The organism is Chimaeribacter sp. YP20170169, assembly GCF_056739715.1.
On record NZ_CP176824.1, the window covers coordinates 2,430,406 to 2,451,787 of the forward strand.

A 21,382-nucleotide genomic window follows, 5' to 3' on the forward strand; every position below is an offset into this window, starting at 1 on the left:
ACCAATCAGTCCGTTAATTTCCTGCCGTGATTTTTAACATACTGATTTTAAAAACGTTTAAAAAAGTGGCACTGCCCTTGCAATAGTCAATCCATCGCGCCGCGCCGCGGCCCTTCCTGACTGACTGATGAGGTGTGCAGATGAAAATTGGCGTCTTTATTCCGATTGGCAACAATGGCTGGCTGATCTCCACCGCCGCGCCGCAATACATGCCGACCTTTGAGCTGAACAAGGCGATCGTGCAGAAGGCGGAGCACTACCACTTCGATTTTGCCCTGTCGATGATCAAGCTACGAGGTTTTGGCGGCAAAACCGAGTTCTGGGATCACAACCTCGAGTCCTTCACCCTGATGGCCGGGCTGGCGGCCGTCACCTCGCGCATCAAGATCTACGCTACCGCCGCCACCCTCACCCTGCCGCCAGCGATTGTGGCGCGCATGGCCTCTACCATTGACTCCATCTCCAATGGCCGTTTTGGCCTGAACGTGGTCACCGGCTGGCAGAAGCCGGAGTATGAGCAGATGGGCATCTGGCCGGGCGATGAGTACTTCAGCCGCCGCTACGACTACCTGTCGGAGTATGTCCAGGTGCTGCGCGACCTGTGGGGCACCGGCAAGTCAGACTTCAAAGGCGATTTTTTCCAGATGAATGACTGCCGCCTTAGCCCGCGCCCGCAGGCAGAGATGAAGGTAATCTGCGCTGGTCAGAGCGACGCCGGTATGGCCTTCTCCGCACGCTACGCCGACTACAACTTCTGCTTCGGCAAGGGGGTCAACACGCCGACCGCCTTTGCCCCGACCGCCGCCCGCATGAAGCAGGCAGCCGAGCAGACGGGCCGCGATGTCACCTCCTACGTGCTGTTTATGATCATTGCCGATGAGAGCGACGAGGCGGCGCGCGCCAAGTGGGAGCGCTACAAGGCGGGCGCAGACACTGAGGCACTGGCCTGGCTGACCGAGCAGAGCGGCAAGGATACTAAGTCCGGCGCGGACACCAATGTGCGCCAGATGGCTGACCCGACCTCGGCGGTCAATATCAACATGGGCACGCTGGTCGGCTCCTATGCCAACGTGGCGAAGATGCTGGATGAAGTGGCCACCGTTCCCGGCACCGAGGGGGTGCTACTGACCTTTGATGACTTTATCCAGGGCATCGAGCAGTTTGGCGAACGCATTCAGCCGCTGATGCAGACCCGCCAGAACCTGCTGACTGACAAGCGCGAGGTGGCATGATGAGCAGAGATGAAACAGTGCCAGTGGTACGCCGTGGCGCGGGTGTTACCGGGGAAGTCACGTTGGCTGCCCGCCCGGAGGCGCTGGCCTTCAGCCCGCAGCAGACCGCGCTGATTGTGGTGGATATGCAGAACGCCTACGCCTCGCCGGGCGGCTACCTGGATCTGGCGGGCTTTGATGTCTCCGCCACCGGGCCAGTGATCGCCAACATCAAACGGGCGATTGCCGCCGCGCGCGCCGCTGGCATCAAGGTGATCTTCTTCCAGAACGGCTGGGATGACCAGTATGTCGAGGCCGGTGGCCCCGGCTCGCCCAACTACCACAAATCCAACGCGCTCAAAACCATGCGCAAGCAGCCGGAGCTGATGGGCAAGCTGCTGGCGAAAGGCGACTGGGATTATCAACTGGTGGACGAACTGCAACCGCAGCCGGGTGACATCGTACTGCCGAAACCGCGCTATAGCGGCTTCTTCAACACTCAACTCGACAGCCTGCTGCGCAGCTATGGCATCCACCACCTGGTGTTTACCGGCATCGCCACCAACGTCTGCGTCGAATCCACGCTGCGCGACGGCTTCTTCCTCGAGTATTTCGGCGTGGTGCTGGAGGATGCCACCCATCAGGCCGGGCCAGCCTTCGCCCAGCAGGCGGCGCTGTTCAATATTGAAACCTTCTTCGGCTGGGTCTCGGATGTCGCCAGCTTCTGCGCGGCCGTGTCCAGCGAGTCTACCCCCCACACCATACTGGAGAGTGAGAATGCCTAAACACGCGATTATCCCCGCTGGCAGCGGCGTACCGCTGGCCCCCTTCGTCCCCGGCACGCTGGCCGACGGCGTGGTCTATGTCTCCGGCACCCTGCCGTTCGACAAAGAGAACAATGTGGTGCACGTCGGCAATGCGGCAGCGCAGACCCGGCATGTGCTGGAGATCATCCGGGGGGTGATTGAGACCGCTGGCGGCAGCATGGAGGATGTCACCTTCAACTCCCTCTTCCTCACCGACTGGGCGAACTACGCGGCGATCAACGAGGTGTATGCCGAGTTCTTCCCCGGTGACAAACCGGCCCGCTTCTGCATCCAGTGCGGGCTGGTGAAGCCGGACGCGCTGGTGGAGATCGCCTCCATCGCCCACATTGGCGTGCGCTGAGGGAGCTTCGCATGTTCCATGAGATCCGTGGTATCCGCTCCCCGGCCGCACCCACCGTGGTGCTCTCGGCGGGGCTGGGCGGCAGTGGCAGCTTCTGGCAGCCGCAGTTGGCGGCGCTGGAGGCGCGCTACCGGGTGGTGCTCTATGACCACGCTGGCACCGGCCGCAGCGGCGGCACCCTGCCGGCTGAGTACACAATGGCGACGATGGCCAGCGAGCTGGCGTCGCTGCTGGAGACGCTAGAGGTGCGGCAGGCACATCTGGTGGGCCATGCGCTGGGCGGCCTGATTGGGCTGCAACTGGCGCTCGACCATCCGGGCCTGCTGGCGAGCGTGCTGGTGGTCAATGGCTGGGCGGTACTGGACAGCCAGACCCGCCGCTGCTTTGAGGTGCGCCGCGACCTGCTGCTCAACAGCGGCGTAGCGGCCTATGTGCGCGCCCAGCCGCTGTTCCTCTACCCGGCTGACTGGCTCTCCCGCCATGAGGTGCATCTGGCGGAGGAGCAGCGCCACCAGGAGGCACATTTTCAGGGCAGTGAAAACCTGCTGCGGCGCTTGCAGGCGCTGATGACATGCGACCTGCGCACGCGCCTGCCACAGCTTGACCTGCCAGTGCTGGCGCTCTCCAGCCGCGATGACCTGCTGGTGCCCTGGCCCTGCGCCAATGCGCTGGCGACGCTGCTGCCGCACGGCGAGACACACATCATGCCCTATGGCGGCCATGCGATGAGCGTGACCGACCCTGACACCTTCAACCCCCTGATGCTGGCGTGGTTGCAGCGCCACTGCACGGAGCCTGTATGAGCGAAGCATTAAGCCCCAGCGCCCTGGCGACGCTGTTCACCGAGGCGCGCAGCCAGAATGGCTGGCTGGAGAAACCGGTCAGCGACGCGCTGTTGCAGGAGGCCTACGCGCTGGCGGCCCTCGGCCCCACCTCGGCCAACTGTAGCCCGGCGCGCATTCTGTTCATTCGCACGCCGGAGGCGCGGGCGCGGCTGTTGCCAGCGCTCTCCAGCGGTAATGTGAAGAAGACTGAGAGCGCCCCGGTGACCGCCATCGTCGCCTGGGATCCGGCCTTCTATGACGCCCTGCCGGAACTGTTCCCGCATGGCGACGCACGTAGCTGGTTCACCTCCAGCCCGGCGCTGGCCGAGGAGACTGCGTTTCGCAACGCCAGTTTGCAGGCCGCCTACCTGATCATCGCCTGCCGGGCGCTGGGGTTGGATACCGGGCCGATGTCCGGGTTCGATCAGGCGAAGGTGGACAGCGAATTTCTGGCGGAGCTGGGCTGGAAGTCCAACTTCCTGATCAACATTGGCTATGGTGACGCTGGCAAGGTGTATGGCCGCCTGCCGCGCCTGCCGTTTGACCGCGCCTGCCGACTGCTGTAGGCAATTCACATAGGAGTGGCAGTATGCAAACCCTGTTATCCACTACCCCGGCCGCCCCAGTGGCGGCACCCACCTTCCGCGATGCTATGGCGCGCCTTGGCGCGGCCGTCAACATCATCACCACGGATGGCCCGGCCGGGCGCGCCGGTTTCACCGCCTCGGCGGTATGCAGCGTTACCGACAGCCCGCCGACGCTGCTGGTCTGCCTGAACCGCGCCGCCTCGGTGCATCCGGTGTTCCTCGCCAACCAGCAGCTGTGCGTCAACACGCTGGCCGCTGACCAGGAGGCGCTCTCCACGCTGTTTGGCGGCAAGACGCCGATGGCGGCGCGTTTTGCCGCCGCCGAGTGGCAGACGCTGGAGAGTGGCTCGCCGGTGCTGGCTGGCGCGGTGGCCAGCGTCGATTGCCGCATCAGCCAAGTGGTGAGCGTCGGCAGCCATGACATCCTGTTTTGCGAGGCTCTGGCGATCTGCTGCAACACGGAGGGGCATGGCCTGATCTATGCCGACCGCCGCTACCACGCCCTGACGCACGCCCCACGTTGACCACCCTGCCGCCCGTGCGGCGCTTTCTTTCGGAGAAGACAATGGCTCACTGGTTCCCGCAATGGCAAAAACGGCAGGGCAATCTGGATGGTGCCCTGATCGCCCCGGACGAGCGGCTGCCGCTCGGGCCGACCCTCATCATGGGGCTACAGCACACGGTGGCGATGTTCGGTGCCACCGTTCTGATGCCGCTGCTGATGGGCTTCGACGCCAATCTGGCGATTTTGATGTCCGGCATCGGCACCCTGCTGTTCTTCCTGGTGGTGGGGGGCCGGGTGCCGAGCTACCTTGGCTCCAGCGCCGCCTTTGTCGGGCTGGTGATCGCGGTGACTGGCTACGGCGGTCAGGGGCCGAACCTCAATATGGGCGTGGCGCTCGGCGGCATCATCGCCTGCGGCGCGGTCTATACGCTGGTCGGGCTGGTGGTGATGGCCGCGGGTACTCGCTGGATCGAGCGGCTGATGCCGCCGGTGGTAACCGGCGCGGTGGTGATGGCAATTGGCCTGAACCTGGCACCGATTGCCGTCAAGGGCGTCTCTGGCTCGGCGTTTGAGAGCTGGATGGCGGTGGTGACGGTGCTCTGCATCGGCGGCGTGGCGGTCTTCACCCGTGGGCTGCTGCAACGCCTGCTGATCCTGGCCGGGCTGGTGGCCGCCTACCTGATCTACGTGGCCGTCACCAATGGGCTGGGCTGGGGCACGCCGGTGGACTTCACTCCTCTCGCCAGCGCCGCATGGTTCGGGCTGCCAGCCTTTACCGCGCCGGTGTTTGACAGCCACGCGATGCTGCTGATTGCGCCGGTGGCGGTAATTCTGGTGGCGGAGAATTTGGGCCACCTCAAGGCGGTGGCGGGCATGACCGGGCAGAGCCTGGATCGCTACATGGGGCGGGCGTTTGTCGGCGACGGGCTGGCGACTATGCTCTCGGCCTCCGCGGGCGGCACCGGCGTTACCACCTATGCCGAGAACATCGGCGTGATGGCGGTGACCCGTATCTACTCCACACTGATCTTTGTCGCGGCAGCGCTGATCGCCATTGTTTTGGGCTTCTCGCCCAAATTTGGTGCACTGATCCACACCATTCCCGGCCCAGTACTGGGCGGCACCTCGATTGTGGTGTTCGGTTTGATTGCGGTGGCCGGTGCGCGCATCTGGGTGCAGAACCGGGTGGACTTGAGCGAGAACGGCAACCTGATTATGGTTGCCGTCACGCTGGTGCTGGGGGCGGGCGACTTTGCGCTGACGCTGGGTGGCTTTACCTTGGGCGGCATCGGCACCGCCACTTTCGGGGCAATTTTACTCAACGCGCTGCTGCGCAACCGGCGGGTGCTGCCAGTTGGCACAGAATCTGCAACCAAAGGATGACGACCTCAGTTTCTCCTTAGCTCATCATCGTTGATGATCGCCGGCGGTTACTCAGCCCACCCGTCTGAGACAACCGCCGGTTTTTTTCTTTTCAGCCGCAACTCACTCACCAGTACCCCCAATACAATCAGCACACCGCCCAGCAGCGCGACGCCCGGCAGGCGCTCACCTGCCAGCCGCCCCACCACGCCAGCCCACACCGGTTCCCCGGCATAGATCACGGTGGCGCGCGTCGGTGAGACGCTCTTTTGTGCCCAGTTCATGGTGACCTGGATCAGCGCGCTGGCGCAGCCCAGCCCTATGGCGCTGTAGAGCAGGCGATCGCTTAGCGGCGGCACCGATTCGCCGGTCGGCCCCATCATCATAAAGGCCAGCAGCGAGGCGGTGCCCAGCTGGATAATGGTGACGCGGCGAATGTTCACCTGCCCGGCGAAGGCACCAATCAACAGGATCTCCGCAGCGATCGCCAGCGCGCTGACCAGCGTGATCAGCTCACCGAAGGTGAACGCCAGCGAGGCGTTGTCTGGCCCGGCCAGCAGGATCAGGCCAGCAAACGCCAGCACGATGCCAATGCTCGACATCAGCCCCGGCGCGCGGCGCAGCACCAGCCACTGCAACAGCGGCACGATGGGCACATACATGGCAGTGATGAAGGCGGATTTGCTGCTGCTGATGGTTTGCAGCCCAACGGTTTGCAGGCCGTAGCCAAACATAATCGCCACCCCCACCAGAGTGCCCGCCTTCAGCTCGGCCAGGGTCAGGCCGCGCAGCGTATGGGCGGAGAAGAGCAGCAGCACTGCGGTGGCGGTGGCGAAGCGCAGGCCCACGAAGAAGAAGGGGCTGCTCTCCTGCACGGCCAAATGGACGACCAAAAAGGTGCCGCCCCAAATCATGGTGATGCCAATTAGCACCCACTCCTGGACAGACAGGCGCAAACCGGGCGCACGCACGGCGGAAGTTGAATCAGACACAGGTTCTCTCTTGTCATTGCGCCCGCCAGCCGGGCGCAGCCGGGCAGTATAGCCGCTCGGCACTCCCAACCCAACCCCACGCGGCTGTACAACCGGGCCGGGTGCACTACACTCCAAAAAGGCCGGTGAACGCTGCCTGGCTGGCTGATGCGGCACAGGGATAGGCCGGCTGACCTCTGCCCCTTACCGGAGATATGCCTATGGAAACTGCATTGATTGGGTTGTTGGTGCTGCTTTGTGTGGTGGCGGCCTACGCCCTGACCCGGCACATCCGGTTGAGCCGCTCACGTGACCTGCTCAACCCGCGTGACCGCCGCCGTTGAAGGTAGGATCCTGGGCCAGAGGGAACCGGCCCCCCCTCCCTGCCGCGCTGCGCCAGCCAAAAAAGGCGCAAGCGCTCATTTTCCTAAATTATCAATAACCTCTTTGCTATTCTCGGGTTAAATTATATCTGGATTATCCAGACCATTTAACACGCTGGCATGGTTGCTGCATGACTGGCAAAAAGGAGAGAGGCAGAGTGAACGCATCCACAATCAACACACTGTTTGTGATTGGTGCCGTGTTGGTGGGGGCAAGCATTCTGCTAAGTTCGCTCTCTTCCCGCCTCGGCATCCCCATTTTGGTGATCTTTTTGGCTATCGGGATGCTGGCCGGGGTCGATGGTCTGGGCGGCATCGAGTTTGACAACTACCCCTTCGCCTACCTGATCAGTAACCTGGCGCTGGCGGTGATCCTGCTGGATGGCGGTATGCGCACCCGCGCCTCCTACTTCCGCGTCGCGCTATGGCCGGCACTGTCGCTGGCGACGCTGGGCGTGGTGCTCACCGCCGCCCTCACCGGGCTGGCGGCCGCCTGGCTGTTTGACATCGATCTCTATCAGGGCTTGCTGATTGGCGCGATTGTCGGCTCGACGGATGCGGCGGCGGTCTTCTCGCTGATTGGCGGCAAGGGGCTGAATGACCGCGTCAGCGCCACGCTGGAGATTGAGTCCGGCTGCAATGACCCGATGGCGGTGTTCCTGACCATCACCCTGATTGACATGATCGGCAAGGGCGAGCAGGGTCTGAGCTGGATGTTCCTTATCGACATCGTGCGCCAGTTTGGCCTCGGCATCCTGCTTGGCTTTGCGGGCGGCTGGCTGTTGCAGCAATCCATCAACCGCATTTCGCTGGCCAACGGCCTCTACCCGCTGCTAGCGCTGAGCGGCGGCCTGCTGGTGTTTGGCCTTACTACACTGCTGGAGGGCAGCGGCATTCTGGCGGTCTACCTCTGCGGGCTGAAACTCGGCAACTCCCCGATCCGCAACCGCCACGGCATTTTGCAGACCTTTGACGGCATGGCCTGGCTAAGCCAGATTGGCATGTTCATGGTGCTCGGCCTGCTGCTCACCCCCAGCCAGTTGCTGCCGATTGCCGTGCCGGCGCTGCTGCTCTCGGTGTGGATGATCCTGTTTGTCCGGCCGGTGGCGGTGTTCGCCAGCCTGCTGCCGTTCCGCAGTTTTACGGGCCGCGAGCGCATCTTCCTCTCCTGGGTGGGCCTGCGCGGCGCGGTGCCCATCATCCTGGCGGTCTTCCCGATGATGGCGGGCATCCCGGATGCGCGGCTGTTTTTCAACGTCGCCTTCTTTATTGTGCTGGTGTCACTGCTGGTGCAGGGCAGCTCGCTGGCGTGGGCCGCCCAGCGGGCGCGGGTGCTGGTGCCGCCCCAGCCCACGCCGGAGTCACGCATTGGGCTGGACATCGACCCGCAAAACGTCTGGCAGCACTTTACCTACAAGCTTGGCGCGGAGAAGTGGTACATCGGCGCGGCAATCCGTGACCTGCACATGCCGCCACAGACCCGCATCACCGCACTGTTCCGCGGCCAGGAGATGATCTACCCCTCCCGCCACACCCGTTTGCAGGAGGGGGACATCCTGTGCGTGATTGGCCGCGAGAGCGACATTCCGCGGCTCGGCAAGCTGTTTAGCGAGACGCCGAAAACCCGGGTGGTGGATGAGCGCTTCTTCGGCGACTTTATCCTCGACGCCGATGCCCCGCTGGGCGGCGTGGCGGCGCAGTATGGGCTGACGCTGGAGGCGAAGATTGATCCCAACCAGCCGTTGCGCCACTTCATCATGCAGCATCTGGGCGGCGAGCCGGTGATTGGCGACCACGTGGAGTGGAACGATCTGGTCTGGACTATCGCAGAGATGGAGGGCCACACCGTGACCCGGATCGGCGTGAAAATTGACGGCGACGAGCCGGCCTAGGGGCTGGTACGGTACATCACCACCAGCAGCACGACGATGGTCAGCCCGCACAGCAGGCTCAGGCATTTAAACAACCGCTCAGTTTTCGGTCTCATGGCGTCTCCTTGTGAGTGAACACTCAGGTTACGCCATCTCCCCCGCCGGCCATGGCGGGAATAGCTGGCCGCTTTGCTGCCAAATTGCGCGATTGCCCACTCATCGATAAAAAAAGGCCGCCGGGTCTCCCCGGCGGCCTCTCTGATGTGGTGCGATTACTGGCCCTGCTGCGGGTCTTTGTCGTAATCGGAGCAGGACTGGTAGCCCTTGTTCATCACATGGCCGGTCTCATCAAAGCTGACAAAGTAGGTCTGCGCCTTGCCGTCACGCGGTTTTACCGCGTAGGTGCTACAGGTGCCCTTGGCATGCACCAGCGTGGCGTCGGTGGACGGCGGGCCGGCGATGGCGCGCACCTGGTCGCGGGTCATACCGACTTTGACATCGCTGACAACCGGCTCATCCACATAGCTGGCGGCGCGGTCGTATGCGGTACAGCCTGACAGCAGCGTAACAGCTCCCATTGCCGCCATTAACAGCGTTTTTTTATTCATGACTTCTCCTCCTGAGGTGCGTGATGTCCTTTAAGCCTAGAAGATAACGCAAGTTTTTCAAATTCGTTTGCCGTTTTGCCACCGCCCGGCATTTTCCCATGAGACCGGTTTACCCCTGCCGGGCGCGCGCCACCCCTTGCCAGACGGCATGTTTGCCTGCGTCCGCGTGGGAAAAAAAGCCACAGGAAAAATCTTCCTACCGCGACCAGCATCACGTTTTGCGCTATACCTGTTTGATGTAAGCCTGCGCAATTGCTGTGCTTATTCCACCGTCACCCAAGGAGGAGCGCCGATGCCGCTTGATCGCCGCCAGTTTTGCGGCTTTTTCATTTTACTGGCCGTGTCGCCCTTTGGTTCCCCGGCGCGCGCGCAATCACGGGAGGTTGCCATGGAGAGGATTGCACTGACCAAAGCTGCCCACGGTGTCCCTAACAGCCCCTATCCGGTGATCCTCTATCACCATGTGCTGCCGCCGGAAACCGCTGACCCCGCGGCCTACCTGGAGCGCCTGTTCACCGCCAATGGCTGGCTGCCACAGTGGCGTTACCCGGTCTACCCCTATACCCATTTCCACTCCAACACCCATGAGGTACTCGGCTGCTACGCTGGCTCCGCCAAATTACAGCTCGGTGGTGAAGGCGGGCCAGTGCATGAGGTCACGGCCGGGGATGTGCTGCTGCTCCCGGCAGGGGTGGGTCATAAGCAGATGGAGGCAGACAAAGCTTTTATGCTGGTGGGTGCCTACCCCACCGGCTTTAGCCCTGACCTCTGTCGGGATGAGCCGCCGCTGTTGGCGAAACGCCGCAAAAGCGTGCTCGCGGTGCCGCTGCCAACCAGCGATCCGGTCACTGGCCACAGCGAGGGGTGCCTCAAGTATTGGGTGAAAGTGTAGAGGGTGACTCTTTGATATAGCAGCGTTTGACGTCCAGCCGGGCGTCGTCGTGCTTCACATCATTGAAGTAGGTGATAGCAAACATCACAGAGACCACAATCAGGCTGGAGGCCAGCAAGGCAATGAGGGCAATCAGTTTGTTGTCATCGAAACGGTTCTTCTCCATGCTGTTTCCCTCCTTGTCCGTCAGGTCACCAGTAGTGTAATAATCAGCGTAAAAATGATAAGGGCGCTGGAGGCTACCACCAGCACGGCGACCGCAAACTGCGCGTCGCCCAACGTCTCCTGATACGGAGGTCTCTCCGGGAGAGGGGATCTCTTTTCCACAACATCTCATTACGCAGCGTACTGCGTGCAATCGTAGGCGACACATATTCACGCCCAGTATGAAGATATAATAAACAATACAGCCCAGATGCGCCACGCGCCGCAGCCATCACCGATCGCCAGCAACAAAAAAACCCTGCGCCAGGCAGGGTATATTTTTGCTGCAAAACATCATTTTACTGATTGGCCTATCTGCTGCTAACAGAAGTCCGTGAGGAAAGGTCGTTCACCCCCGGCGCTTATCTCCGGTTGTCAGGCAAGTCAGCTCTTCGACGGGAAAACAACAGACAACCTCCGTTCGTCTATTGGCACTAATCCTAATTTATTACTTAGTTTCTGAATGTGATGAACATCACTTTCCACTACCACGACTTATGTGTCGTGCTTAAGTTAGAACAGGATCACACTTCTGCGGGCATTCACAGACAGAGAGAACATCGGTGCAAAGATAAGGAAAGTCAAAGGAGATACGGTGTTTGGAACTATCAGGGAGAGTGTCATGAGATACTGCAGGGAGAGTGGCGGAGGAGGTGAGATTCGAACTCACGGATGGTTTCCCATCGACGGTTTTCAAGACCGTTGCCTTAAGCCGCTCGGCCACTCCTCCGCAACGACGCGAACTATAAACATCCCCGATCCCGTTGTAAAGCCCGACGTGTATCAATTGCCTGAAAAATCGGCATAAGGCACGCAAGCGTTGCAAATATCATCAGAATGATGCGTTTTTATGCGTCAGGAGCGCGTAAAGAAGGGTAAAACGCCTTTGCCCGCTTACGGTAACTTCTTATTATTTCCTCTCTTTTCACTCTTTATAGGTGGATGGTTATGGATCGTATCGTCGTATCGTCACGGGAGTCATCGCTCCTCAGCACCCACAAGGTGCTTCGCAATACCTATTTCCTGCTGGCGTTAACGCTGGGCTTCTCTGCCCTGACGGCGACGGCCAGTACCCTGCTGCAACTACCGGCACCCGGCCTGTTGCTGATGCTGGTGGGCTTTTATGGCCTGATGTTCCTGACCTACCGTCTGGCTAACAGCCCGGCCGGTATTCTGGCAACCTTCGCCCTGACCGGCTTTATGGGGTATACCCTGGGGCCCATCCTGAGTTCGCTGCTCTCGGCGGGCGCGGGGGACATCATTATGCTGGCATTGGGCGGCACCGCACTGGTGTTCTTCTGCTGCTCGGCGTACGTGCTCACCACGCGTAAAGATATGTCCTTCCTCTCCGGCATGATGATGGCGGGCTTTGTGGTGCTGCTGGTGGCAGTGATCGCCAATCTGTTCCTGCAAATCCCGGCGCTCTACCTGGCGATCAGCGTGTTGTTCATTCTCTTCTCCTCAGGTGCCATCCTGTGGGAGACCAGCAACATCATCCACGGCGGCGAGACCAACTACATCCGCGCCACCGTTGGCCTCTATGTGTCGCTGTACAACATCTTTGTCAGCCTGCTGAGCCTGTTAGGCTTCGCCCGCAGCAACTGATCCCCCAGCCCCGTCGCCCCACTCAGCTGGGGCGACGCCCTGCTGTCCGTCGCACACGATTTTTGCTAGACTGCCCGCCGTTTTTTCTGCATGACTGAGGTTGTATGTTCGAGTTTGAAGGCCGCCCCATCGAGACCGATGCGCAGGGCTATCTGAAAAACAGCGCCGACTGGCAAGAGGGCATGGCGCCCCTGCTGGCGGAGCAAGAGGGCATTGAGCTGACGGACGCGCACTGGGAAGTGGTGCGCTTTGTGCGCGGCTTCTATCTGGAGTTCAATACCTCGCCGGCCGTGCGGATGCTGGTCAAGGCGATGGCACAAAAGTATGGTGAGGAGAAGGGCAACAGTCGCTATCTGTTCCGCCTGTTCCCCAAGGGGCCAGCCAAGCAGGCCACCAAAATTGCCGGCCTGCCCAAGCCCGTGAAGTGCCTGTAATCAGTGACGCACCCTGAAATCAGGGTAGTCGCCGGGGGCCTTGGGTTCCGTCAGTACCCGATCCACTTTGGCGCTTTTTGGCCCCCCCTGTTTCAGCCAGTCAATCAGGCTGTCCACCTGCTCCTGTGATCCGCACGCCACCACCTCGACGCTGCCGTCGTCCAGGTTGCGCGCGTAGCCGGTCAGGCCAAGCTGGGTCGCCTGCTGCTGGGTTGAGTAACGGAATCCAACGCCCTGTACTCGCCCATAGACATAGGCAGAAACACAGACATTTGCCATAATCTTCTCCTCCTGATGTGATTCATTGCATTTTCGGCACCACCGCCCGACAATGTCGCTCTTTTTTTTCAGCTGGCAGCCTTTATATTATGACCGTACGTCTGTTTCTCGCCAAAGGGCGTGAAAAATCCCTGCTCCGCCGTCACCCCTGGGTCTTCTCCGGCGCCGTTGCGCGCGTTGAGGGCAAAGCCGCCTCGGGCGACACCATTGAGATCCATGACCACCAGGGCAAGTGGCTGGCACGTGGCGCTTACTCGCCGCAGTCCCAGATCCGCGCCCGTGTCTGGACTTTTGACAAAGAAGAGGCGATCGATACCGCGTTCTTCATCCGCCGTCTGGAGCAGGCGCAGCAGTGGCGCCAGTGGCTGGCCGAGCGCGACGGCCTGAATGGCTACCGCCTGATTGCTGGCGAGTCCGATGGTTTGCCGGGCATCACCATCGACCGCTTCCAAAACTTTTTGGTGCTGCAACTGCTCTCCGCTGGCGCGGAGTTCCAGCGTGCGGCGCTGCTCTCTGCCCTGCAACACTGCTTCCCAGAGTGCGCGATCTATGATCGCTCCGATGTGGCGGTGCGCAAGAAAGAGGGGCTGCCGCTGACCCAAGGCCAGGTGCTGGGCGACCTGCCGCCAGCGCTGCTGCCTATTACCGAGCACGGTATGCAGCTGCTGGTGGATATCCAGCAGGGCCACAAAACCGGCTTCTACCTCGACCAGCGTGACAGCCGTTTGGCGGCACGCCGCTATGCCGAAGGCCGCCGGGTGCTGAACTGCTTCTCCTATACGGGTGCCTTTGCCGTCTCCACGCTGATGGGCGGTTGCCGCCATGTCACCAGCGTTGACACCTCTCAGGCGGCGCTGGATGTGGCGCGCCAGAACGTCGAGTTGAACCAGCTGGATCTGAGCAAGGCCGATTTCGTGCGCGAAGATGTGTTCCAGCTGCTGCGCGCCTACCGTGACCGCGGCGAAACCTTCGACCTGATCGTCATGGACCCGCCCAAGTTCGTCGAGAACAAGAACCAGCTGGCGGGCGCCTGCCGCGGTTACAAAGACATCAACATGCTGGCGATGCAGATCCTGTCGCCGGGCGGCATCCTGCTGAGCTTCTCCTGCTCTGGCCTGATGCCCACCGATCTTTTCCAGAAAATTTTGGCCGATGCCGCTGTGGATGCGGGGCGTGATGTACAATTTATAGAGCAGTTCCGCCAGGCGGCGGATCACCCGGTCATTGCCACCTATCCTGAAGGACTCTATCTGAAAGGCTTTGCCTGCCGGGTGATGTAACTTGAAAACGTGCCTTTTGCCCCCATATCTGTTGGGTTAAGGCACGGTTTCTCAGGAGGTCATCTATGATTGCCAGCAAATTTGGTATTGGCCAGCAGGTTCGCCATAAGCTGCTAGGGTATTTGGGCGTGGTAATCGATATCGATCCCGAATACTCATTGGACAAGCCCAGTGCGGAGGAGGTAGCAGACAGCGACACGCTGCGCTTCGCGCCCTGGTATCACGTGGTCATGGAGGACGATCAGGGGCAGCCAGTGCACACTTATCTGGCTGAGGCGCAACTCGATAGTGAAGTGGCCCAGGCCCACCCTGAGCAGCCCTCGCTGGATGAGCTGGCCGAAAATATCCGGCACCAGCTCAAGACCCCGCGCCTGCGCCACTGATTGCATCACTGAGAAACGCCTGAGCCCAGACCCAGTCTGGGCTTTTTTATGGCCTTATGCCGGCTTGTGCAGCCCCAGCCGGGGGATCTCAATCTTCGGGCAGCGATCCATCACCACTTTCAGGCCAGCATCCTGCGCCAGCACCGCCGCTTCCCCATTAATGACGCCAATCTGCAACCACAGCACATCCGCGCCAATCTCAATCGCCTCCTGCGCGACGCCATAGGCCGCATCGGGGTTGCGAAACACGTCGACCATATCCACATGCTTGCCAATTTCCTTTAGCGAACCCACTGCCTGCTGGCCCAGCACGCTTTTGCCTGCCAGTTTGGGGCTGACCGGAATCACGTCATAGCCCTGTGCCAGCAAATAGGCCATCACCCCATAGCTTGGCCGTGACGGGTTATCGCTGGCACCCACCAGCGCGATTGTTTTCACCGATTGCAGGATTTGTGCAATATCACTCTGTTGCATGGTTCCACTCCTTTGCCTGTTCAGTGTGCTAAGTGTAACCCACCGGCGACGCCCGTCACTTCATCGCACATTTTTTGCCGCAAACCGCACCATTCCGTTCAATTTGTCAGCACAAAATTCACGTAATGAATAAATAATCAACAGTCATTTCATTTCTAAATATTAACAAATTGGCCATTTGAAAAACTTTGACACACTGTGGCGGTTCACTGAGAATATCGGCGGTCAATTTTTATAAAGGAGAGCACAATGAAAAAAGCAAGGCTGTTTGCCGGGTTGCTGGCGCTGGCCGTCGGCCTGCCGGCTATGGCCGCTACGCTGGCGCTGTCACCCGAAGTGGATCTGCTGGTGGTGGATGGCAAAAAAGTATCAGGCTCGCTGTTGAAGAGTGCTGACAGCCTGGAGTTGAGCGCCGGGGAGCACCAGCTGCTGTTCCGCGTCTCCAAGGTGGTCAAATCGGGTCAGCATGATCAATTTATCTACCACTCTTCGCCGCAGATCGCGGTCTTTGACACCCAAAACCATAAAAAAATCAGCATCAAGCTCCCCACTCTGGCCAGCGATCGTGATGGCCGCCGTTTTGACACACACCGCGACTACCAGATTCTTGATGAGCAGCAGCAACCCTTGCCGCTGCGCCGCGATACGCTCCAGGTGCCCGGCCTGAGCCTGATGGCAGATCTTGAGCATGTCATGGCTGGCTACAATGCTGGCAAACACCCGGCCTCACTGCCGGCACTCGCCATCCAACCTCAGGAGGCCCCAGCCGCGCTGCCCGTGGTGGTCGGCAACGTCAACCAGAAGACCGTCACGCTACAGGGCGAGAACGTCACCGAGCAGATGTTGCAGTACTGGTTCCAGCAGGCGGATCACACCACTCAAGCTCGCTTCCTCTCTTGGGCGGAACAGCACCGCGCAACCGCGAAATAACTTCATCAAGCGCTTTTTTCTACAAAAAGCGCTTTTTTCTCCTCGCGGGCCGCTTTTCCCCGCTCCGGCATTTGCAGAGAAAAACAGTTTCAGTACTCTGTCACTTATCTCAACGTCTGATAAGGGACATCGCATGGAATTTACGACCCGCACGATCGGCAAGCAGAAGCACATTGCCCTGGTTGCCCACGATCACTGCAAGCATATCCTGTTGAACTGGGTGGATGAGAACAAGGCCCTGCTCTCAGAGCACCGGCTCTATGCCACCGGCACGACCGGTAACCTGGTGCAGCGCAATACCGGGCTGGAGGTCACCAGTATGCTAAGCGGGCCGATGGGCGGCGACCAGCAGGTGGGCGCACTGATTTCTGAGGGCAAGATTGATGTGCTGATCTTTTTCTGGGACCCGCTGAATGCGGTGCCGCATGACCCGGACGTCAAGGCGCTGCTGCGTCTGGCGACGGTATGGAACATCCCGGTCGCCAACAACCGCGCCACGGCGGATTTCCTGATCAGCGCCGGCCTGTTCCGTGAGGAAGTGAAGGTCACCATCCCTGACTACCAGCGCTATCTGCAAGAACGGTTAAAATAATCCCCCGTCAGGGCGTGCGACGCTGCGGCACGCCCTGCGCACGCAGCGCCGCCGCCCACGGCGAGGGCGCCTCTGGCGGAGAGAGCAGCCAGGCCCGCGTGCGGGCGCGGGTCAGCGCCAGATAGAGCAACCGTTGCCTCTCCGCGCCAGCCTCTTCCGCAGGTGCCAGCGCCTGTTCCAGTGCCGCTACCGCGCCCTCATCCGCCATCGCCTCCAGCACAATCACATACTCTGCCTCCTGCCCCGCGCTCATCTGAATGGTCGAGAAAGCCAGCGACAATTTTGGCCAGCGGGTTTTCGCCTTTTGCAGCAGCGCTGGACGTTGGTGCACGTCACGCGCCAGCAGCAGCACCCGCTCCTTCTCCTGCGCAAAACCGCTCAGTTTGTCGAGCAGCGCGGCCAGCTGGTCATCCGGCAACAGCAGCAAGTCCGGCGATGGCCCGTTCCGCAGGCCCGGCTTGCGGCGCGCGGCCGCGTGGCCGGCCAGAAGGCGGTCGGCAAGCTCGCCTATCGCGTCGGCGCGGTAGCTGCGTGCCAGCGGACACACCGCCATCGCAGCCGGTAATGCTTGTGTGTGAGTTTCATGCGACAGCGACGCATTGACGGCGACAAACAGGCTGGGGCCATCGTCGCCCGTACAGAGGGCACGCAACAACTGCGCATGTAGCGGCGGCAAATCCTGCCACTCATCCAGCAGAATATGCCGCCAGGGTGGATTGAAACGCCCCTTGTTCAGGCGATCCAGCGCCTGCCGGATCGCGCCGTCGGCATCCACGGCCCCCTCCTCTTTTAGGGCGCTGCGCCACCCCTTCACCAGCGGGGCCATCAGTTTTACCTGTTTTTCGAAGCTTGGCGCCTCTGGCGCTTCAGCGATGATTGCGGCCTGGCTGCCACCGTGCGCGCGCATCAATCCCAGCCAGCGATCGAGCCGACCGGCCAGCCGCTCGCCCAGCGCCCGGTTTTTCCAGTACGCGCCGGCAGGCAACGCCCAGCCCAGCTCCTCTTCCAGCCAGAGACGCCAGCCGTTGGCCTGTGGCTTTTTCTCTTCACACTGTTGCCGCCATAGCTTCAGCAACAGGGCGCGGCGCGCCTTCTCATCCTGCTCCAATTTGCTGAGCACCAGCGCCTTGCGCCCACCCTGCTGGAGAATTTGCAACGCCAGCGCGGGCACGGTAAGGGCCTCGGGGGCCTGCTTGCCCTGCTCGATTTTAAGGCGGCCGTTCAGCTCATCTGCCGTGCTCTGGCCGCTGGCGATCAGCAGGATCTGCCCGGCGGCGGCCTCGCCGCGCTGCACCAACCAACCAGCGCGTGCCACCAGCACCGCAGTTTTGCCACTGCCAGCCATGCCCATGACCTGCACGGCGCGTTCGCCATTCACTACCGCCTGCACCTGCCGCTCATCCAGCGGCCCAGTGGCTGAGGTGGCGAGCCACGCCGGGTGTGCCTCCTGCATCTGTTTCGCCCAGCGGCGGTTGCGCGCCGCCTGCCGTGCTTCCCCCTCCTCAAGCCACGCACGGCAGTGGGCTGCAGCGGCGCGGCAGGCGTCAAATTCCGTCATTCGTGCCAGCGGCATCGGCAGGGCGGCAAAGGTATCGGCAATCTCCGCCTGCAAGGCTGACAGGGCGGGCTGGCTCATCCAGCCATTGGCCTGCTCCGCCTGCGCCAGTGCCGCGCTCTGCGCCTGCAATACGTTGGCACTGATGACGCTCATCTCTTCGCTCCACTGCTGCCACACCTCGTTCAGGTGGTGGTGGAAGCGCTGCGTCTCCTGCCAGTCAGTGCCATGCAGCCGCACCACTTTCTGGCCCGGCAGCTCAAACTCCAGCTCGCCCCAGACCATTCCTCGTTTACACTGAATACGGACCAATTGGTTGAAAGGGATCACGTAGTGGTGTCGCTCCCCACTCACCTCGAGGCCCGCATTGAGCAGCCGCACCCGGTCATAGGGGTGCTGCGCCAGACGTTTGCCCAGTGACGTTGCTTTCAGTTCCATAATCCACGCTGTCAGTTACCAAGGGTTCAATGTTCCAGCGCAAGTTTACCTGTGGGAGGGATAGGCGCTCCAGCGTTAAAAAAAGGGTAAACTGGCCGGGTGTGGCACAACCATAGCGCACTCTGGCAACCAGGTTTTTTAAATAAGGGACAACTTTTCTATTATGCGTACTGTATTGAATATTTTGAATTTCGTGTTGGGTGGCTTTTTCACCACCCTCGCCTGGCTGTTTGCCACGCTGGTGAGCGTGGTGCTGATCTTCACCCTGCCGTTGACCCGCTCCTGTTGGGAGATCACCAAGCTGTCGCTGCTGCCCTACGGCAATGAGGCGGTGCATGTGGATGTGCTCTACCCGGAGCGTAGCAGTACCCTGCTCAACAGTGGCGGCACGCTGCTGAACGTGGTCTGGTTCGTGCTGTTTGGCTGGTGGCTCTGCCTCTCCCACATCGCCACCGGCGTGGTGCAGTGCCTCTCCATCATTGGCATTCCCGTGGGCATCGCCAACTTCAAGATTGCGGCCATTGCCCTGTGGCCGGTGGGCCGCCGCGTGGTGCCAGTCGAAGTGGCGCAACAGGCGCGGCTGGATAACGCCCGACGCCGTTAATCGGCGACAGGCCACCTGGCCTGCCCTCGCCCCGGCTGCGGCCGGGCCAATTTTCTGATTTGCGGAGTCTTCTGTGCTCGCTTATGCCACCGGCCTGCGTCGGTACTTTTATAACAGCAGCGTCCTGTACCATATCCGTATCACCCTGGCGTTGGCCGGTGCGGCGGCGGTGCCTTGGTGGCTGGGCCAGCCCAAGCTCACCATTCCGTTGACGCTGGGAGTGGTAGCGGCGGCGCTGGCCGATCTGGACGATCGCCTGGCCGGTCGCCTGCGCAACCTGCTGATCACGCTGCTCTGCTTCTTTGTCGCCTCCGCCTCAATTGAGCTGCTGTTCCCCTACCCCTGGCTGTTTGCCGCCGGGCTGACGCTCTCCACCTGCGGGTTTATCCTGCTTGGCGCGCTCGGGCAGCGCTACGCCACCATCGCCTTTGGCGCCCTGCTGATCGCCGTGTACACCATGTTGGGGACGTCGATGTACCACGTCTGGTACCAGCAACCGCTGCTGCTGTTGTGCGGCGCGATGTGGTACAACCTGTTAACGCTGCTTGGTCACCTGATCTATCCGATCCGGCCGCTACAGGATCTGATTGCCCGCAGTTTTGACCAGCTGGCCGCCTATTTGGATGCCAAATCCAACCTGTTTGATCCCGACCTTGAGGAGGGCAATCAGGCGCTGATTGATGTGGCGATGGCTAACGGCACACTGGTCGCGACCCTCAACCAGACCAAAGTTTCCTTGCTGACGCGCCTGAAGGGGGATCGCGGCCAGCGTGGCACCCGCCGCGCCCTGCACTACTACTTTGCGGCGCAGGATATCCATGAGCGCGCCAGTTCCACCCACGCCCAGTACCGTGAGCTGAGTGAAAAATTCCGCTACAGCGACATCATGTTCCGCTTCCAGCGGCTGCTGACTATGCAGGCGCGGGCCTGTCAGCATCTGGCACAGTGCGTTCTGCACCAGCAGACCTATCACCATAACAGCCAGTTTGAGCGGGCATTCAGCCACCTGCAGGCGACCCTGACTCGGCTCTCCGCCGACGCAGAGAACCGCGACCTGTTGCGGGCGCTGCGCCACCTGCTGAAAAACCTGCGCGCCATTGATGCACAGCTGGCAAACATTGAGTCTGAGCAGGCGAGCGCCGCCCTCTACGCCCATGAGCGGCTGTCGGAGGAGGGATTGTCAGGCTGGGGGGATATGTTGCTGCGTTTTCGCCGCAACCTGACGCCGCGCTCGGCGCTGTTCCGCCACGCCATTCGCATGTCCGTGGTGCTCTGCGTCGGTTACGCCTTCATCCAGGTGACCGGGATGGATCACGGTTACTGGATTTTGCTGACCAGCCTGTTTGTCTGCCAGCCCAACTATAACGCCACCCGCCGCCGGCTGGCGCTGCGCATCATTGGCACGCTGGCCGGGGTGCTGCTCGGCCTGCCGATCCTCTATTTTGTCCCCTCGACGGAGGGACAGTTGGTGTTGGTTGTCATCAGTGGCGTGCTGTTCTTTGCCTTCCGCACCGTGCAGTATGCCCATGCCACCATGTTCATTACCCTGCTGGTGCTGCTCTGCTTCAACCTGCTGGGTGAGGGATTTGAGGTGGCACTGCCTCGCGTGGTGGATACGCTGCTGGGCTGTGCCATCGCCTGGGCGGCGGTCAGTTTTATCTGGCCGGACTGGCGTTTCCGCCAACTGCCACAGGTGATTGACCGGGCGCTGAATGCCGACTGCCGCTACCTTGACGCCATACTGGTGCAGTACCATCAGGGGCGCGACAATCGTCTGGAGTATCGTATCGCCCGTCGCGATGCTCACAATGGCAATGCCGAATTGGCGTCGGTGATCTCCAATATGTCGGCGGAGCCAGATAACAGTGCCGATCGCCAGGAGCAGGCGTTCCGCTTGCTCTGCCTTAACCATACGCTGCTCAGCTATATTTCCGCCCTTGGCGCGCACCGCGGCGAACTGGGCGATCCGGCCGTCCTCGCCATTCTGGATGACACCGCCTGCTACGTCGATGGTGCGCTGCACCTGACCGAGCATGACGCCGCGCGCATCCAGCGGCTGCTGGCCCAGCTCTCGCAGCGGGTGGCAAGTATCACGCCGGAGGCCGAGAGCCGTGAGCAGTTGGTATTGCAACAGGTGGGGCTGGTGCTACGGCTGCTGCCGGAGCTGGTGGCCCTGCATCAGCGGCTGGCGCACCCTGCACAGGAGAGTGCGGCGTGAATGGC

Annotated in this window: 24 protein-coding genes and 1 tRNA gene; 18 read left to right on the forward strand and 7 right to left on the reverse strand. The window is 61.3% G+C overall.

What is annotated here, in order from left to right; translation table 11 throughout:
* Window positions 1–140 precede the first annotated feature (140 nt).
* From rutA to rutG, 7 genes are read left to right on the forward strand one after another with little or no spacing between them, the layout of a single operon-like run.
* Window positions 141–1,232 (forward strand): pyrimidine utilization protein A, encoded by a 1,092-nt coding sequence (rutA, locus tag ACK3SD_RS11040; RefSeq protein WP_481125510.1) that lies wholly within the window; start codon window positions 141–143, stop codon window positions 1,230–1,232.
* Complete coding sequence (gene rutB / locus ACK3SD_RS11045) at window positions 1,232–1,996, forward strand: pyrimidine utilization protein B (protein ID WP_481125511.1); 765 nt, start codon at window positions 1,232–1,234, stop codon at window positions 1,994–1,996. The genes rutA and rutB overlap by 1 nt, the downstream gene beginning before the upstream one ends.
* A complete protein-coding gene (gene rutC / locus ACK3SD_RS11050; RefSeq protein ID WP_481125512.1) occupies window positions 1,989–2,378 on the forward strand; it encodes a pyrimidine utilization protein C in 390 nt (129 codons plus the stop codon). Before rutB ends, rutC begins: the two co-directional genes overlap by 8 nt.
* A gap of 11 nt (window positions 2,379–2,389) precedes the next feature.
* The gene (gene rutD, locus ACK3SD_RS11055) at window positions 2,390–3,181 is read left to right on the forward strand and encodes a pyrimidine utilization protein D (protein ID WP_481125513.1); all 792 of its coding nucleotides are present in this window, start codon (window positions 2,390–2,392) and stop codon (window positions 3,179–3,181) included.
* Window positions 3,178–3,768, forward strand: coding sequence for a malonic semialdehyde reductase (locus ACK3SD_RS11060; protein WP_481125514.1), 591 nt, complete (start codon window positions 3,178–3,180; stop codon window positions 3,766–3,768). The genes rutD and ACK3SD_RS11060 overlap by 4 nt, the downstream gene beginning before the upstream one ends.
* A 23-nt stretch (window positions 3,769–3,791) precedes the next feature.
* On the forward strand, window positions 3,792–4,313 hold the full coding sequence (gene rutF, locus ACK3SD_RS11065; protein ID WP_481125515.1) for an NADH-dependent FMN reductase RutF: 522 nt from the start codon (window positions 3,792–3,794) through the stop codon (window positions 4,311–4,313).
* 41 nt (window positions 4,314–4,354) lie between these two features.
* Window positions 4,355–5,677: a pyrimidine utilization transport protein G gene (gene rutG / locus ACK3SD_RS11070; RefSeq protein WP_481125516.1), complete on the forward strand. Its 1,323-nt coding sequence runs from the start codon at window positions 4,355–4,357 to the stop codon at window positions 5,675–5,677.
* A gap of 47 nt (window positions 5,678–5,724) precedes the next feature.
* Here rutG and ACK3SD_RS11075 read toward each other — a convergent pair whose 3' ends face one another.
* Window positions 5,725–6,570 (reverse strand): DMT family transporter, encoded by an 846-nt coding sequence (locus tag ACK3SD_RS11075; protein WP_481127536.1) that lies wholly within the window; start codon window positions 6,568–6,570, stop codon window positions 5,725–5,727.
* A gap of 278 nt (window positions 6,571–6,848) precedes the next feature.
* Here ACK3SD_RS11075 and ACK3SD_RS11080 point away from each other — a divergent pair, with 278 nt between their 5' ends.
* Together ACK3SD_RS11080 and ACK3SD_RS11085 are read left to right on the forward strand one after the other, a co-directional pair.
* Window positions 6,849–6,971, forward strand: a complete 123-nt coding sequence (locus tag ACK3SD_RS11080; RefSeq protein WP_255508602.1) for a hypothetical protein — start codon at window positions 6,849–6,851, stop codon at window positions 6,969–6,971.
* Between the two features lie 197 nt (window positions 6,972–7,168).
* Window positions 7,169–8,902, forward strand: a complete 1,734-nt coding sequence (locus ACK3SD_RS11085; protein WP_481125517.1) for a potassium/proton antiporter — start codon at window positions 7,169–7,171, stop codon at window positions 8,900–8,902.
* A 251-nt stretch (window positions 8,903–9,153) separates the two neighbouring features.
* On the opposite strand, the gene osmE is transcribed toward ACK3SD_RS11085, so the two are convergent.
* A complete protein-coding gene (osmE, locus tag ACK3SD_RS11090) occupies window positions 9,154–9,489 on the reverse strand; it encodes an osmotically-inducible lipoprotein OsmE (RefSeq protein WP_481125518.1) in 336 nt (111 codons plus the stop codon).
* A gap of 388 nt (window positions 9,490–9,877) precedes the next feature.
* On the opposite strand from osmE, the gene ACK3SD_RS11095 reads away from it, so the two are divergent.
* Window positions 9,878–10,381: a cupin gene (locus ACK3SD_RS11095; protein ID WP_481125519.1), complete on the forward strand. Its 504-nt coding sequence runs from the start codon at window positions 9,878–9,880 to the stop codon at window positions 10,379–10,381.
* Here ACK3SD_RS11095 and ACK3SD_RS11100 read toward each other — a convergent pair.
* On the reverse strand, window positions 10,359–10,547 hold the full coding sequence (locus ACK3SD_RS11100; RefSeq protein WP_137763604.1) for a hypothetical protein: 189 nt from the start codon (window positions 10,545–10,547) through the stop codon (window positions 10,359–10,361). The two genes, ACK3SD_RS11095 and ACK3SD_RS11100, sit on opposite strands and share 23 nt — an antisense overlap.
* Window positions 10,548–11,227: 680 nt before the next feature.
* A tRNA-Ser gene (locus tag ACK3SD_RS11105) sits at window positions 11,228–11,315 on the reverse strand.
* A gap of 218 nt (window positions 11,316–11,533) precedes the next feature.
* On the opposite strand from ACK3SD_RS11105, the gene yccA reads away from it, so the two are divergent.
* Window positions 11,534–12,190: an FtsH protease modulator YccA gene (gene yccA / locus ACK3SD_RS11110; protein ID WP_137763605.1), complete on the forward strand. Its 657-nt coding sequence runs from the start codon at window positions 11,534–11,536 to the stop codon at window positions 12,188–12,190.
* A 104-nt stretch (window positions 12,191–12,294) separates the two neighbouring features.
* On the forward strand, window positions 12,295–12,624 hold the full coding sequence (tusE, locus tag ACK3SD_RS11115) for a sulfurtransferase TusE (RefSeq protein WP_137763606.1): 330 nt from the start codon (window positions 12,295–12,297) through the stop codon (window positions 12,622–12,624).
* On the opposite strand, the gene yccX is transcribed toward tusE, so the two are convergent.
* Window positions 12,625–12,903 (reverse strand): acylphosphatase, encoded by a 279-nt coding sequence (gene yccX / locus ACK3SD_RS11120; protein ID WP_481125520.1) that lies wholly within the window; start codon window positions 12,901–12,903, stop codon window positions 12,625–12,627.
* Window positions 12,904–12,992: 89 nt separating this feature from the next.
* On the opposite strand from yccX, the gene rlmI reads away from it, so the two are divergent.
* The gene (gene rlmI / locus ACK3SD_RS11125; RefSeq protein ID WP_137763608.1) at window positions 12,993–14,183 is read left to right on the forward strand and encodes a 23S rRNA (cytosine(1962)-C(5))-methyltransferase RlmI; all 1,191 of its coding nucleotides are present in this window, start codon (window positions 12,993–12,995) and stop codon (window positions 14,181–14,183) included.
* Between the two features lie 65 nt (window positions 14,184–14,248).
* Window positions 14,249–14,566: a heat shock protein HspQ gene (gene hspQ, locus ACK3SD_RS11130; RefSeq protein WP_137763609.1), complete on the forward strand. Its 318-nt coding sequence runs from the start codon at window positions 14,249–14,251 to the stop codon at window positions 14,564–14,566.
* 54 nt (window positions 14,567–14,620) lie between these two features.
* Here hspQ and ACK3SD_RS11135 read toward each other — a convergent pair whose 3' ends face one another.
* Window positions 14,621–15,040, reverse strand: coding sequence for a CoA-binding protein (locus ACK3SD_RS11135; protein ID WP_481125521.1), 420 nt, complete (start codon window positions 15,038–15,040; stop codon window positions 14,621–14,623).
* Window positions 15,041–15,289: 249 nt separating this feature from the next.
* Between ACK3SD_RS11135 and ACK3SD_RS11140 the strand changes: the two genes are divergently transcribed.
* Together ACK3SD_RS11140 and ACK3SD_RS11145 are read left to right on the forward strand one after the other, a co-directional pair.
* Complete coding sequence (locus ACK3SD_RS11140) at window positions 15,290–15,970, forward strand: DUF2057 family protein (protein ID WP_481125522.1); 681 nt, start codon at window positions 15,290–15,292, stop codon at window positions 15,968–15,970.
* 133 nt (window positions 15,971–16,103) lie between these two features.
* Entirely contained in the window at window positions 16,104–16,562 is a 459-nt protein-coding gene (locus ACK3SD_RS11145) for a methylglyoxal synthase (protein WP_137763612.1), read from the forward strand.
* 7 nt (window positions 16,563–16,569) lie between these two features.
* Here ACK3SD_RS11145 and helD read toward each other — a convergent pair whose 3' ends face one another.
* Window positions 16,570–18,555: a DNA helicase IV gene (helD, locus tag ACK3SD_RS11150; RefSeq protein ID WP_481125523.1), complete on the reverse strand. Its 1,986-nt coding sequence runs from the start codon at window positions 18,553–18,555 to the stop codon at window positions 16,570–16,572.
* Between the two features lie 163 nt (window positions 18,556–18,718).
* On the opposite strand from helD, the gene ACK3SD_RS11155 reads away from it, so the two are divergent.
* Both ACK3SD_RS11155 and yccS read left to right on the forward strand, forming a co-directional pair.
* A complete protein-coding gene (locus ACK3SD_RS11155) occupies window positions 18,719–19,159 on the forward strand; it encodes a YccF domain-containing protein (protein WP_137763614.1) in 441 nt (146 codons plus the stop codon).
* A 73-nt stretch (window positions 19,160–19,232) separates the two neighbouring features.
* A complete protein-coding gene (gene yccS / locus ACK3SD_RS11160; protein ID WP_481125524.1) occupies window positions 19,233–21,377 on the forward strand; it encodes a YccS family putative transporter in 2,145 nt (714 codons plus the stop codon).
* Window positions 21,378–21,382 lie beyond the last annotated feature (5 nt).